Source organism: Streptomyces sp. NBC_01235 (assembly GCF_035989285.1).
In the GTDB taxonomy this organism is placed as follows: Bacteria; Actinomycetota; Actinomycetes; order Streptomycetales; family Streptomycetaceae; genus Streptomyces.
Window position 1 is genome coordinate 9,651,767 of the sequence record NZ_CP108513.1, and the last position, 13,589, is coordinate 9,665,355.

The following is a 13,589-nucleotide window of genomic DNA, read 5'->3' on the forward strand; positions in this document are numbered from 1 at the left end:
ACCTGCGTCCACCGGTCGGCCGGTGCCCGGCGCGTCCGCCGGCCCCGCCTCGGCCGCCGGCCCCGCCTCGGCCGCGACCTGGTCGCGCTGCTTCAGGAGCGGGAAGGCGCAGCCCCGGCTCATCCCGTCCCCCCGGGAGCTGCCACCCCCCAGGCCCCGCTTCAGCCCCGGTGGGGACCTCGCCTCCAACGCCTGACGGGCTGGAGGGCACACAGCTCCGCCCCGGCCGGGCGGATGCCGGTCGGGGCGGAGGGGTGCTTCAGGGGGTCAGCTCAGGGACGCCAGGGCCTCGTTCCACGTGGCCGACGGGCGCATGACCGCCGCCGCCTTGGCCGGGTCGGGCTGGTAGTAGCCGCCGATCTCGGCCGGCTTGCCCTGGACGGCGAGCAGTTCGTCCACGATCTTCTGCTCGTTCGCCGCGAGCGTCTCGGCGAGCGGGGCGAAGGCCTTGGCCAGGTCCGCGTCGTCGGTCTGCGCCGCCAGCTCCTGCGCCCAGTACAGCGACAGGAAGAAGTGGCTGCCGCGGTTGTCGATGCCGCCGACGCGACGGGTCGGGGACTTGTCCTCGTTGAGGAAGGTCGCCGTGGCGCGGTCGAGGGTGTCGGCGAGGACCTGGGCGCGGGTGTTGCCGGTGAACGTCGCGAACTGCTCCAGGGAGGGGACCAGCGCGAAGAACTCGCCGAGGGAGTCCCAGCGCAGGTAGTTCTCCTTGACCAGCTGCTGGACGTGCTTCGGGGCGGAGCCGCCGGCGCCCGTCTCGAACAGGCCGCCGCCCGCCATCAGCGGGACGACCGACAGCATCTTGGCGCTGGTGCCCAGCTCCAGGATGGGGAAGAGGTCGGTCAGGTAGTCACGCAGGACGTTGCCGGTGACGGAGATCGTGTCCTCGCCGCGGCGGATGCGCTCCACCGACAGCTTGGTGGCCTCCTCCGGGGCGAGAACGCGGATGTCCAGGCCCTCGGTGTCGTGCTCCGCCAGGTACGCGTTGACCTTGGCGATCAGCTGGGCGTCGTGCGCGCGGGTCTCGTCCAGCCAGAACACGGCCGGGTCGCCGGTGGCGCGGGCGCGGGTGACGGCGAGCTTGACCCAGTCGCGGATCGGCGCGTCCTTGGTCTGGCAGGCGCGGAAGATGTCGCCCTCGGCGACCGCCTGCTCGAGCACCACGTTGCCGGCCTGGTCGACCAGGCGGACCGTGCCGGCCGCCTTGATCTCGAAGGTCTTGTCGTGGGAGCCGTACTCCTCGGCCTTCTGCGCCATCAGACCGACGTTCGGGACCGAGCCCATGGTCGACGGGTCGAAGGCGCCGTTGGCGCGGCAGTCGTCGATCACGGCCTGGTAGACGCCGGAGTAGGAGGAGTCGGGCAGCACCGCGAGGGTGTCGGCCTCCTGGCCGTCCGGGCCCCACATGTGGCCGGAGGTGCGGATCATGGCCGGCATCGAGGCGTCGACGATGACGTCGGACGGCACGTGCAGGTTGGTGATGCCCTTGTCGGAATCGACCATCGCCAGGGCCGGGCCTTCGGCGATCTCGGCCTCGAAGGAGGCCTTGACGGCCTCGCCCTCGGGGAGGGATTCCAGGCCCTTGAGGATGCCGCCCAGACCGTCGTTGGGGGAGAGGCCGGCCGCGGCCAGCGTAGCGCCGTACTGCTCGAAGGTCTTCGGGAAGAACGCGCGGACCACGTGACCGAAGATGATCGGGTCGGAGACCTTCATCATCGTGGCCTTGAGGTGCACCGAGAACAGGACGTCCTCGGCCTTGGCGCGGGCGATCTGCGCGGTGAGGAACTCGCGCAGCTCGGCCACGTGCAGCACGGAGGCGTCGACGACCTCGTCCTTCAGGACCGGCACGGACTCACGGAGAACCGTGGTGGAACCGTCCTCGGCGACCAGCTCGATCTTCAGCGAGCCGGCCTCGGAGATCACCGCGGACTTCTCGGTGGAGCGGAAGTCGTGTCCGCCCATGGTGGCGACGTTGGTCTTCGACTCCGACGACCAGGCGCCCATGCGGTGCGGGTGGGTCTTGGCGTAGTTCTTGACCGACGCGGGGGCGCGGCGGTCGGAGTTGCCCTCACGCAGGACCGGGTTGACAGCGGAACCCTTGATCTTGTCGTAGCGGGCCTGGATCTCCCGCTCCTCGTCGGTCTTCGGGTCGTCCGGGTAGTTCGGCAGCGCGTAGCCCTGCGCCTGCAGCTCGGCGACCGCGGCCTTGAGCTGCGGGATCGACGCCGAGACGTTCGGCAGCTTGATGATGTTGGCCTCGGGCGTCCTGGCCAGCTCGCCCAGCTCGTGCAGGGCGTCCGGGATCCGCTGGTCCTCGGTCAGGTACTCCGGGAACACGGCGATGATGCGCCCGGCCAGCGAGATGTCCCGCGTCTCCACGGAGACACCGGCCTGCGAGGCGTACGCCTGGACCACCGGCAGGAAGGAATACGTCGCCAGGGCCGGGGCCTCGTCAGTGTGCGTATAGATGATGGTCGAGTCAGTCACCGGGTGCTCCGCTCCACGTCTGCAACATTGCTCGACATCAAGATATCTCGTGCCGGGGGTCGACTCGACAGCGGATCGCGTCCGCGTGCGGGACGTGTGAGGAAGTACCGCTTTCAGGCAACCGCCAAGCCCCGACCGGTGGTCATGGAGGGTGAGCGCCCACTGATCCGGCGGCCGGTCCGACCACCCGGCCGCCCGAGCGAAAGCGGACCATGAGATATCGCAGCAGACTGACGGCCCCTGCGGCCGCCCTGATCGGCACGGCAACCGTCCTGACCGGGGGAAACGCGGCGTACGCGGACACGAAGGACGCGGACGTGGCGGGCACGGACACGAAGGACACGGGCGGGAAGTCGGGTGCCGGTCCGGCGCCGGAGACCCTCGGTGACCCCGTCTTCCCGGCCCTCGGCAATGACGGCTACCGCGTCGCCGCCTATCACCTCGACCTGTCCTACGACCCCGCGACCGCCCTCGTCGACGCCACGGCGACCCTGGAACTGTGCACCGCCCAGCCCCTCACCCGCCTCTCGCTCGACTCCCTCGGCCTGGACATACACACGGTCCGCGTCGACGGCCGCACGGCCACTTTCGAACAGGTGGACGAGAAGCTGCGGATCACCCCCGCCCGGCCCCTGCCCGCCGGGGCCCGGGTCACCGTGTGTGTGACGTACACGGCGGACCCGCGTCGCGCGCTCCCGCACACCGCCTGGGTGCCCACGCCGGACGGATTCGCCGTCTGCCCGCAGCCGGACTCCGCGCACACCGTCTTCCCCTGCAACGACCACCCGTCGGACAAGGCGGACCTCACCTGCCGGATCACGGTCCCGGCCGCCCTGCGCGCCGTCGCGAGCGGCTCGCTCGTGTGCACCGAGCACCTGGCCGGCGACCGGATCGCGTACACCTACCGCTCCCGCTCGCCGATCGCCACCGAACTCGTGCAGATCACGGTCGGCGACTACGTCGTCAAGGAGCGCCGGGGACCGCACGGACTGCCCCTGCGTGACGTCGTCCCGACCGCGCGGGCCGAGGCGCTGGAGCCCGCGCTCGCCCTCACCCCCGGCCTGGTCGAGTGGATCGAGGCGCGGCTGGGCGCCTACCCCTTCGAGACGTACGGCCTGCTGCCCTGCAACTCCGACGACCCGAACGCCTTCGACTTCACGGGCCTGGAGACCCAGACCCTCACCCTGTACAAGCCGAACTTCCTGCTCCAGGCGGAGCCGAAGATCGGCTCGCACATGATGCACGAGCTGGTCCACTCCTACTTCGGCAACAGCGTCAGCCCCGCCACCTGGGCCGACCTGTGGCTCAACGAGGGCCACGCCGACTTCTACGGGCTGCTGTACCGCTACGAGCGCGGCTGGGCGGACTCCCTGGGCCTGACCACCTTCGAGGCCCGGATGAAGGACACCTACGCGCGCGGCGACCAGTGGCGCAAGACCTCCGGCCCGGTCGCCGCGCCGAACGCCGTCAACCTCTTCGACAGCCAGCGCTACCTGGGCGGCGTCCTCGTCCTGTACGCACTGCGGCAACTGATCGGCGAGGACGCCTTCCACGCGGTCGAGCGGGCCTTCCTGGCCCGCCACCGCAACTCCTCGGCGTCGACCGAGGACTACATCGCCGTCGCCTGCCGGGTCTCCGGCCAGGACGTGTCCGGGTTCCTGCGGGACTGGCTGTACGGCACGACGACACCGAGGATGCCCGGCCATCCCGACTGGACGGTCACCCCGGTGACGCCGTCCCTCACTGCCCCGCGCCGGACGGGCGGACGCTGGCACGAGAACTCCGCGACCCTCTGAGGCGTCGGCCGCCGTCAGTCGTGCAGGGCGGACACCTCGCCCTGCACGACGTCGTCGGCCGTGCGCTGCTGCGGGATGACCACCGCGCCCTGCTGCAACGCCACCGTCCGGGCCGGTGCCGGGATCCGGATGCCCTCCTCGCGGTATCGGCGGTGCAGGCGCTTGATGAACTCGTGCTTGATCCGGTACTGGTCGCTGAACTCGCCGACGCCCAGGATCACCGTGAAACCGATCCGCGAGTCGCCGAAGGTGTGGAAGCGGATGGCGGGTTCGTGGTCCGGAAGAGCGCCCTCGACACCCGTCATGACCTGCTCGATGACCTCCATGGTCACCCGCTCCACGTGCTCCAGGTCACTGTCGTAGGCCACGCCCACCTGCACCAGGATCGTCAACTGCTGCTCGGGACGCATGTAGTTGGTCATGTTCGTCTTCGCGAGCTGCCCGTTGGGGATCACGACGAGGTTGTTGGAGAGCGCGCGCACGGTCGTCTGACGCCAGTTGATGTCCTCGACGTAGCCCTCCTCGCCGCTGCTCAGCTTGATGTAGTCGCCGGGCTGGACGGTCTTGGAGGCGAGGATGTGGATGCCCGCGAAGAGGTTCGCGAGGGTGTCCTGGAGGGCGAGCGCGACGGCCAGACCGCCGACGCCCAGGGCGGTGAGCAGCGGGGCTATGGAGATGCCCAGCGTCTGCAGTACCACCAGGAAGCCGATCGCCAGGACCAGGATCCGGGTGATGTTCACGAAGATCGTGGCCGACCCGGCGACACCGGAGCGCGAGGAGGTCACCGACTGCACCAGACCGGCGACGACCCGCGCCGCCGACACGGTCACCACGAAGATCAGCAGCACCGTCAGACACTGGTTGACGGTGTGCTGGACGGCCTTCGTCAGCGGCAGCACCGCGCCCGCGGCCGCGGCGCCGGCGGCGATCGCCGCCCACGGCACCACGGTGCGCAGCGCGTCCACGACGACGTCGTCGCCGCTCCACTTCGTGCGCTTGGCGTGCTTCCCCAGCCAGCGCAGCAGCGTGCGCGACAGGAAGGCGGCCAACAGACCGGTGGCCAGGGCGATTCCGGCGATGACGCCGTCGTCCAGGGTCAGGGCGCGGTTCACCGGTCACCTCCGGGAAGTCGATCCGCGGCAAACGGGGCCGCCGACGGCCGGATGTGAAGTCTCGTCACGATGTCACCTGCTCGGTTCCGGGAAGTGCGGTCGCGCCCCTCGAACGGAGGAGGCGCAACCGCTCATCCTGCCGTATCCGACACGGGAGTTCGTACCCGAGGAACCGGCCTCGCCGACGGGATCGCGCAGCTCAGGGCGGCCCCACCGGGGCAGTTCCCGCGAACCCGGCCGAAAATCGCCCCCGCGTACGGACGCGACAGCACCGGGGGCGGCGTACGCGGGTGTGAGCTCCCCGGCCACGAACTCCTGGTCCGCGGACGGCCGTCCCGCCGCACCGCCTCCTGGCAAGCGCCGTACCCGAAGGCCGCTCAGATGACCTTCATCCGCACCAGTGCCCCGAGCGTCAACGCCCCCGGCACCAGCGGCAGCCACACGGTGATGATCCGGTAGCCGAGGACCACGGCGGTGGCGACCGCCACCGGGCCGCCCGCCGCCACCAGTGCCACCACCAGCGCAGCCTCCACCGAGCCGATCCCGCCCGGCGTCGGCACCAGCGCGACCGCCACCGTCGCCGCCAGATACGCGACCGCCATGTGCGCCACCGGCACCGGCAGCCCCAACGCCTGTCCCACCGCGGCGAGGCCGGCCGCCTGGAGCACCGGGAACGCCAGGGAACCGCCCCACAGGGCCAGCGCCCGGGCCGGCCGGGAGTGCACCGACCGCGCCTCGCCGAGCGCGGTGCGCAGGAACGAGCACACCGCCGACCGCAGCCGCCGTACGAGGGCGAGCGCGCCCGCCGCCACGAGCGCCGCCACCCCGAGCGCCCCCAGCAGCGGGCCGAGCACGCCGTCCGGCAGCAGGGAACCGAGCCGCAGCGCGTCGGGGAAGACGAGCAGCAGCACCGCCAGCAGGCCCACCCTCGCCACACCCTCCGCCAGCAGATACAGCGCGAGGGCCGCCGAGGAGCGGGCCAGCGGCACCCCGCACACGGTCATGAACCGCAGGTTGACCGCGCTCGCGCCCAGGCCCGTCGGCAGCAGGTGGTTGGCCGCGCCCGCCGCGAACTGCGTGGCCAGCAGCCGCCGCCCGGGCAGCCGCTCCACGACCGCGCCCTGCCGGGTGAAGGCCGCCGCGACCCACGTCAGACAGGTCGCCCCGGCCGCGGCCAGCAGCCAGGGCCACTCCGCTCTCCGCAACTGGGTGAACCCCTCGGCGAGGACGGACCGGTGCCGCACCGCGACCACGGTGACGAGCAGGAGCGGAAGCAGACACAGGACCTGGCGCACCGGCACACGCCGGGCCGGCCTGCCTGGGGGAACGGGAACCGCTGTCACACTCGGAGAGGTTCTCCGCACGGCGCCAACGGCGGGTTGCGGAAGCGGGGACGGAACATTGCGTACGGTCATCGGGTCCTTCGTCTGGTCCTTTGTCCGGGTCTTCGTACCGGTCGGCGACGCGGTGGATGCCGGGGATATCTGGAGAACATTGACCTCAACGTTGCTTGAGGTTCTACGGTCGGTCCCATGAGCATGGAGACCACCGCGTGGATGCAACTGCACAGTGTCATGAACGCCCAGCAGGAACGCCGCCCCTTCGACCGTGAGACGCTGCGCCGCATCGGCGCGTTCGCCCGCCCGCACCGCCGCCGGATCGCACTGTTCGTCCTGCTGGGGGTGGTGACCGCACTGCTCGCGGTGGCCACCCCCGTCCTCGCCGGGCGGGTCGTCGACGCGATCGTGTCGCACGGTGACGAGGGCAAGGTCGTCCGGCTGGCCCTGCTCATCGCGGCCATCGCGGTGCTGGAGGCGGCGCTCGGCATCCTGGGCAGGAGGCTCTCGTCGACGCTCGGGGAGGGACTCATCCTCGATCTGCGCACGGCCGTGTTCGATCATGTGCAGCGGATGCCGGTCGCGTTCTTCACACGTACCCGTACGGGTGCGCTCGTCTCCCGACTCAACAACGACGTGATCGGCGCCCAGCGCGCGTTCAGCAACACGCTCTCCGGAGTGGTCTCCAACCTGGTCACCCTGGTGCTCACCCTCGCCGTCATGCTCACCCTGTCCTGGCAGGTCACGCTGCTCGCGCTCGCCCTGCTGCCGGTGTTCGTGATCCCGGCCCGCCGCATGGGCAGCCGGATGGCCGGCATGCAGCGGGAGGCGGCCGCGCTCAACGCCGCGATGGGCACCCGGATGACGGAGCGCTTCTCGGCGCCCGGCGCCACCCTGGTCAAGCTGTTCGGCCGCCCGGAGCAGGAGTCGGCCGAGTTCGCGGCCCGGGCGGCCCGGGTCCGGGACATCGGCGTCCGGACGGCCACCGCCCAGTCGGTCTTCATCACCGCCCTGACCCTCGTCTCCGCCCTGGCCCTCGCCCTCGTCTACGGCCTCGGCGGCCACTTCGCCCTCAAGGGCACCCTCGAACCGGGCGCCGTGGTCGCCCTCGCCCTGCTCCTGACCCGCCTCTACGCCCCGCTGACCTCCCTCGCCGGGGCCCGCGTGGAGGTGATGAGCGCGCTGGTCAGCTTCGAGCGGGTCTTCGAGGTGCTCGACCTGAAGCCGCTCATCGAGGAGAAACCGGACGCCCGCGAGGTCCCCGAGGGCCCCGTCTCCGTCGAGTTCGACGACGTCCGCTTCGGCTACCCGTCCGCCGACAAGGTCTCCCTCGCCTCCCTGGAGGAGGTCGCCGCCCTCGACACCCGCGACGGCGCCGAGGTCCTGCACGGCGTCTCCTTCCGCGCCGACCCCGGGCAGACCGTCGCCCTCGTCGGCTCCTCCGGCGCCGGCAAGTCGACCATCGCCCAGCTCCTGCCGCGCCTCTACGACGTCGACTCGGGCGCCGTCCGCGTCGGCGGGGTCGACGTCCGCGACCTGAGCGCGAGCTCGCTGCGGGCCACCATGGGCATGGTCACCCAGGACGGCCACCTCTTCCACGACAGCGTCCGCGCGAACCTCCTGCTCGCCCGCCCGACGGCCACCGAGGACGACCTCTGGGACGCCCTGCGCCGCTCCCGCCTCGACGACCTCGTCCGGTCCCTGCCCGACGGCCTCGACACGGTCGTCGGCGAACGCGGCTACCGGCTCTCCGGCGGTGAACGCCAGCGCATGACCATCGCCCGGCTGCTGCTGGCCCGCCAGCGCGTGGTCATCCTCGACGAGGCCACCGCCCACCTCGACAACACCTCCGAGGCAGCCGTCCAGGAGGCCCTCGCCGAGGCGCTCGCGGACCGCACCGCGGTCGTCATCGCCCACCGCCTGTCCACCGTGCGCGCCGCCGACCTGATCCTCGTCGTCGAATCCGGCCGGATCGTGGAACGCGGTACGCACGAGGAACTGCTGGCGGCGGGCGGACGGTACGCGGAGCTGTACCGGACGCAGTTCGAGCAGCCGGGGATGACCGAGGTGCCCGTGCTGTGACGGCCGTGCTGTGACGGCCTCACTCCGACCGGCGCGATGTGAGGCCTGTAAGGGGTGTGGTGTACAAGCCCGTTACCGCAGCCTGCTGTGCGTGTCACACCACACCGACCGAGCGGCATCCCGGTCCCAGGTCCGCGCCGGAGACCGGCTGTTACCCGCCCCGGCCCCCACGCGTCCTCGCCGTATCGAACAACTTCGTCTACACCGTCGGCAGCGGTCTGTATCCCACCGCCGGGGTCCTCGTGGGGGGAGAGGGCGTCGGCGGTGGTGCGGTTGACGGCCGCGAGCGTGAAGTGGACCGATGTCGCCGGCGAGGCCGTTGGCGAAGTACTGACCGGCGGCCACGGGGGCGAAGGGCCGGTCGCCAGCCGAACAGGACGTGCCCGGGGCGGGCGAAGACGAGCAGGGTGGGCAGGGCGGCGGGGCTGGAGGAGAGCGCGGTGCCGAAGGAGAGGCCGCGGAAGTCGTCCAGGACATCGCGAGGGCTGCGCCGGCCGCCGCCTCGGCGATGCCGGTCCTGGCGAGGGTGTCACGGCAGAACAACGGGAAGACAGCCCAGCAGGACGTCGGTCAGTGGCAGAGCCACGACCACCAGAACCTGCCTGCCAAGGTCGATGTCAGTGGCAGCCCGTATGGTCCGATCATGAGTATTCCCGCGGTTGAGGACTCGTGGACCCGTATCGACGCCTGGTTGCTGCGCCACGCGCCCGTCAGCCACGCCCAACTGCGCCCGCCCGCGTCGCCGTCGGACATCAGGGCTGCCGAGCGCGCGCTCGGGATCCGTTTCCACCCCGATCTGGTGGCCTCGCTGAGCTGCCACGACGGCGTGGAACTCCAGCCCGGAGCACCCGTGTTGGCGCTCTACGGGCCGCCGTCCAGCCTCGCGGACATCGTCAAGAGCACCACGTTCCTGCGCGGCATCGGCGCGGACGTCCCGGACGCCGAAGTCCTCGACGAGGACGACGAGGACTACGACGAAATCGCCACCTACTGGCACCAGGACTGGCTGCTCATCACCCTCGGTGTCGGCTGGCAGTCCTCCGACGGCCTGTTCCTCTCCTGCCACCCCGGCCGCAACTGGGGCCGCCCCGGCCGATACTTCGACGAGGACAGCCCCTCCTTCACGGGGTGGGCGTCCCTCCGCCATGTACTGGCCGACCTCGCGGACGCCCTGGAAAGGGGCCGCCCGTTCAACGGCAGGACACCACTGGCGTACGAGGGCGCCCTGCTGTGGGACGACGAGAGGACCGCCGTCCCCGACCCGGTCTCCCCACTCGCGCTGGCCGCCGAGTCCGCCGAACCGGAGCCGGAGCCGCCGGCTCCCGCCGAGCCGTTCCTCGCTCCGGAGGGCCGGGGTACCGGCGCGCGCCTCACCTGGATCCGGCACAGGACCCCCTCACCGCCCCCGCCGACCCAGCCCGACGTCGTCTTCGCTGAGCACCTCACCCCGGCCGAACTGCTGCGTCGGCTGGGCGCGGTACCCGACACCGTCCGCCCGCGCACGCGCGGCCGGGCCCAGGAGGCGGCGGGCTCGCCGTGGGCGGCGTACCGTCCGATGGTCCGCGCGGGCAGCGCCGGCGGATGGGCCTACGCGACCCAGGAGGGCGGCGCCGCCCAGTTCACCCGCCCGGCGGTGCTGCGCAGGGTCTCCACGGGCACGCGCGCGGTGGCCCTGACCAGGCGGGGCCCGGAGGTCCAGGTCACGGTCACCGAGGACGGCGTACCGAGCCCGGAGAGCGCGCGCCATGTCCTGTCACCGCGCGAGGGCGGCGACCACTGGCCCGGGTCGACGGCCGCGTACGCCCGCTTCCTGGCCGAACTGGAAGGGGAGTTCGGCATCACGTACCGGCCGGACGACGACACCGACGCGGAGCTGACGAGCGCCCTGCTCCTGCCCGTGCTGGAGGACGTCGACCAGGCCGCGAACCGATACGTCGGCGTGGTCCGCGACTTCGACCTGGCCGCACTGATCGATCGGACACCGCCCGCCCTGCTGCGTACCGCGCTGGCCTCGCAGTTGGCGAGACTGGCGGCGGAGACCCGGTTCGACAGGTACGACGAGGCGAGCGACGCGCTGGCCCGCACCGCCCGCGGCGAACCGGTCGACCTCTCCCCGGACAGCCCCCTGGACCTGCGCATCCGCACCCTCACCGCCGAGGTGTGGGCGGCCCGGCAGCTGGTGGGCGGACAGCGCGCCTGGCGCGACGACAACAGCCCCGTGACCCAGACCGACTTCAGCGCGTGGGCCCTGCGCATGGAGGCGGGCCGCGCACTGCGCGAGTTCGTCGCCGCGGGCGCGCCGGCGGCTGCCGCGACGATCCTGAGTCTGCGGATGTCCGCGCACTGGAGGGCGGAGTTGGCGGCGGACCTGGAGGGGGCAGCCGGCACCCGAGCCGGGACCGGCGGTGAAGAGGCCGAGTGAGCTGAGCGAGCCGAGTGAAAGGCGCCTGGCCGGTGAGAGCCCAGCGCGCCCCGGGGAACCGGGACGACGCCCCGTTCGAGGCAGTGCAGGGTCACGAACCGGCGCCGCAGGGTTGTCCGACCTCACCTGGTCCGGGGTTCGCCCGCCTCCGGCTGCTCCAGATGGGAAGCGAGGACGGCGGCCTGGACCCGGCGCTGCACGCCCAGCTTGGCCAGGAGGCGGGAGATGTGGTTCTTGACGGTCTTCTCCGACAGGTAGAGCTTCTTGCCGATCTCGCGGTTGGTCAGCCCTTCACCGATCAGGGCCAGGATGTCCCTCTCGCGCGGTGACAGGCTCGCCAGCTCGGACGGCACGGCAGGGGTCTCCACGGGGTCGGCCCGCAGCGAGCGCATCAGACGGGCCGTGGTCGCGGGATCCAGCATCGACTGGCCCGAGGCCACCGTGCGCACCGCCGAGACCAGGTCGGACCCCTTGATCTGCTTGAGGACATAGCCGGCCGCGCCGGCCATGATCGCGTCCAGCAGGGCCTCCTCGTCGTCGAACGAGGTCAGCATCAGACAGGCCAGTTCCGGCATCTGGCTGCGCAGCTCCCGGCAGACCGAGATGCCGTCGCCGTCCGGCAGCCGCACGTCGAGGACGGCGACGTCGGGGCGCAGCGCGGGTCCTCGCGCGAGCGCGTGGTCCACGGTGCCCGCGTCGCCGATCACCTCGATGTCCGGCTCGGCGTCGAGCAGATCGGCCAGGCCGCGGCGGACGACCTCGTGGTCGTCCAGCAGGAACACCCGGATCGGGTTCTGCTCGTTGAAGGTGCGTGGCTCTGGCATGTGACCCCTCGTTCCCCGATGGAGGACAGGCTGCGGGCTGCCCGTAATGCCGATCATCACGCGCCCTGGACCGAATGTACTAGGGCCGACCGGCCCACTGTGCCCTCGGGGCCACCGTGCCCGGTGAGGTGAGGGCCCGGACCGACGGAGGCGGCCGCCCGGTCCGGGCAGGCTCACGCGGAGTCGACGCTCTCGGTGTCGCCTGCGGGCGCGTCGTTCGGTTCCGCGTGCCGGGTGAGGTCGAAGTCCACGTCCACGACTCCCTCGACGGCGCGGACCAGCCGTGCCGCCACCGGCACCAGGGAGGTGGCCCGGACCTGGCCGACGAGCTTCACGACACCGTTGCGCACGTCCACCCGTACGTTCGAGTCCGGCATGGGGAACAGGTAGGACACGACCTCGCGCCGTACCTCCTCGGCGATCTCCTCGTCCGTGCGGAGGAAGACCTTGAGCAGGTCGGCACGGCTGACCACACCCTCGAGCATGCCCAGGACGTCGACCACGGGGAGCCGCTTGACCTTGGCCCGGGCCATGGTCCGGGCGGCCTGGGCGAGTGTGGCGTCCGCGCGGACGGTGAGGGCTGGGGAGGTCATGAGTTCCTCCGCGGTGACCCCGCCGGCCTTCGCCATGTCGGACAGGCGGCGCAGTTGTGTATACCGGTCGGGGTCGCTGTCGCGGAACTCCTCCTTGGGCAGGAGATCAGCCTCGGAGACGACGCCGACGACCCGGCCCTCGCCCTCGATGACAGGCAGGGCGCTGACCTTCCAGTCCTGCATCAGCTGCACGATCTCCTTGAAGGCCGCCCCGCGACCGACCGCGGCGACCGTGTGGGTCATGACATCACTGACGATGTGCGGCGTGCCGTGCATGGACACTCCTTCGGTGTTCGTTCGGGGGGGGCGGGTCAGACGGCGCTGCCGGCGCCGTACGGGGCGTACAGGTCCAGGAGGCGGGTCCTGGTCGCGCGCAGACGGTGCGCGAGTACCTCACCGACCCACCCGGCGACGTCGTTGCCCAGGGCCGCGTCGTCCTGGCACATCGACCGGACGGCCGTGGCGTCGAACTCGTAGGCCCGCACCGGTGTGGTCGCCTCGGCGCCCAGGTGCCAGACGTGCGGCGTGAAGAACCAGGACCAGCCGACCAGTTCGTTGTGCCCGAGGTTCTCGATGACAGCCGCCCGACGGCCCGGCACGTGCATGTCGAGCTGGATCGATCCGGTGCGGATGATCCAGAAGCGGTCGGCGCGTCCACCTTCCTCGAACAGACGCGCTCCCTGAGGGATCGACACCTCCCGGGCGACGCGCAGGAGCCGTTGGCGGTGTTCGGCGGACAGCGAGCGCAGCATGCTCGGACTGGGGGCGAGGGAAGCGTTCATGACATGCCTCCGGGGCGGCGAGTACGGCGGGGTGTACGGACTTCCACCCCCAGGCTGTGCCGGACCCTGCGGGGCGGGCCATGGGCCACTCGGTCCCCTGACCGAGCCGTTCGGTACCGAAGGGAGGTCTTCCGGCTGCATGGACCTTTCGGAC

At 71.6% G+C, this 13,589-nt stretch carries 9 protein-coding genes; 3 read left to right on the forward strand and 6 right to left on the reverse strand.

Annotated features, from left to right (window positions below; translation table 11 throughout):
* Positions 1–267: 267 nt before the first annotated feature.
* The gene (locus OG289_RS43480; protein WP_327319514.1) at positions 268–2,487 is read right to left on the reverse strand and encodes an NADP-dependent isocitrate dehydrogenase; all 2,220 of its coding nucleotides are present in this window, start codon (positions 2,485–2,487) and stop codon (positions 268–270) included.
* A 212-nt stretch (positions 2,488–2,699) separates the two neighbouring features.
* On the opposite strand from OG289_RS43480, the gene OG289_RS43485 reads away from it, so the two are divergent.
* Positions 2,700–4,283, forward strand: coding sequence for a M1 family metallopeptidase (locus tag OG289_RS43485; protein WP_327319515.1), 1,584 nt, complete (start codon positions 2,700–2,702; stop codon positions 4,281–4,283).
* A gap of 14 nt (positions 4,284–4,297) precedes the next feature.
* On the opposite strand, the gene OG289_RS43490 is transcribed toward OG289_RS43485, so the two are convergent.
* A complete protein-coding gene (locus tag OG289_RS43490; RefSeq protein ID WP_327319516.1) occupies positions 4,298–5,395 on the reverse strand; it encodes a mechanosensitive ion channel family protein in 1,098 nt (365 codons plus the stop codon).
* Between the two features lie 377 nt (positions 5,396–5,772).
* Complete coding sequence (locus OG289_RS43495) at positions 5,773–6,738, reverse strand: lysylphosphatidylglycerol synthase transmembrane domain-containing protein (protein ID WP_327319517.1); 966 nt, start codon at positions 6,736–6,738, stop codon at positions 5,773–5,775.
* A gap of 189 nt (positions 6,739–6,927) precedes the next feature.
* On the opposite strand from OG289_RS43495, the gene OG289_RS43500 reads away from it, so the two are divergent.
* Positions 6,928–8,814 (forward strand): ABC transporter ATP-binding protein, encoded by a 1,887-nt coding sequence (locus OG289_RS43500; protein ID WP_327319518.1) that lies wholly within the window; start codon positions 6,928–6,930, stop codon positions 8,812–8,814.
* A 643-nt stretch (positions 8,815–9,457) separates the two neighbouring features.
* On the forward strand, positions 9,458–11,236 hold the full coding sequence (locus tag OG289_RS43505; RefSeq protein ID WP_327319519.1) for an SMI1/KNR4 family protein: 1,779 nt from the start codon (positions 9,458–9,460) through the stop codon (positions 11,234–11,236).
* A gap of 122 nt (positions 11,237–11,358) precedes the next feature.
* Here the strand turns inward: OG289_RS43505 and OG289_RS43510 are convergent, their stop codons facing one another.
* From OG289_RS43510 to OG289_RS43520, 3 genes are all read right to left on the reverse strand, one after another.
* The gene (locus OG289_RS43510; RefSeq protein WP_327319520.1) at positions 11,359–12,060 is read right to left on the reverse strand and encodes a response regulator transcription factor; all 702 of its coding nucleotides are present in this window, start codon (positions 12,058–12,060) and stop codon (positions 11,359–11,361) included.
* A gap of 173 nt (positions 12,061–12,233) precedes the next feature.
* Positions 12,234–12,929 carry a CBS domain-containing protein gene (locus OG289_RS43515; RefSeq protein ID WP_327319521.1) on the reverse strand — a complete coding sequence of 232 codons (696 nt, stop codon included), beginning with the start codon at positions 12,927–12,929 and terminating at the stop codon, positions 12,234–12,236.
* A gap of 35 nt (positions 12,930–12,964) precedes the next feature.
* Complete coding sequence (locus OG289_RS43520; protein ID WP_327319522.1) at positions 12,965–13,435, reverse strand: Crp/Fnr family transcriptional regulator; 471 nt, start codon at positions 13,433–13,435, stop codon at positions 12,965–12,967.
* Positions 13,436–13,589: the final 154 nt, after the last annotated feature.

Coding starts and splice junctions, on each gene's coding strand:
- OG289_RS43485 (WP_327319515.1), top strand. CDS start 2,700: ATGAGATATCGCAGCAGACTGACGGCCCCTGCGGCCGCCCTGATCGGC.
- OG289_RS43500 (WP_327319518.1), top strand. CDS start 6,928: ATGAGCATGGAGACCACCGCGTGGATGCAACTGCACAGTGTCATGAAC.
- OG289_RS43505 (WP_327319519.1), top strand. CDS start 9,458: ATGAGTATTCCCGCGGTTGAGGACTCGTGGACCCGTATCGACGCCTGG.
- OG289_RS43510 (WP_327319520.1), bottom strand. CDS start 12,060: ATGCCAGAGCCACGCACCTTCAACGAGCAGAACCCGATCCGGGTGTTC.
- OG289_RS43515 (WP_327319521.1), bottom strand. CDS start 12,929: ATGCACGGCACGCCGCACATCGTCAGTGATGTCATGACCCACACGGTC.
- OG289_RS43520 (WP_327319522.1), bottom strand. CDS start 13,435: ATGAACGCTTCCCTCGCCCCCAGTCCGAGCATGCTGCGCTCGCTGTCC.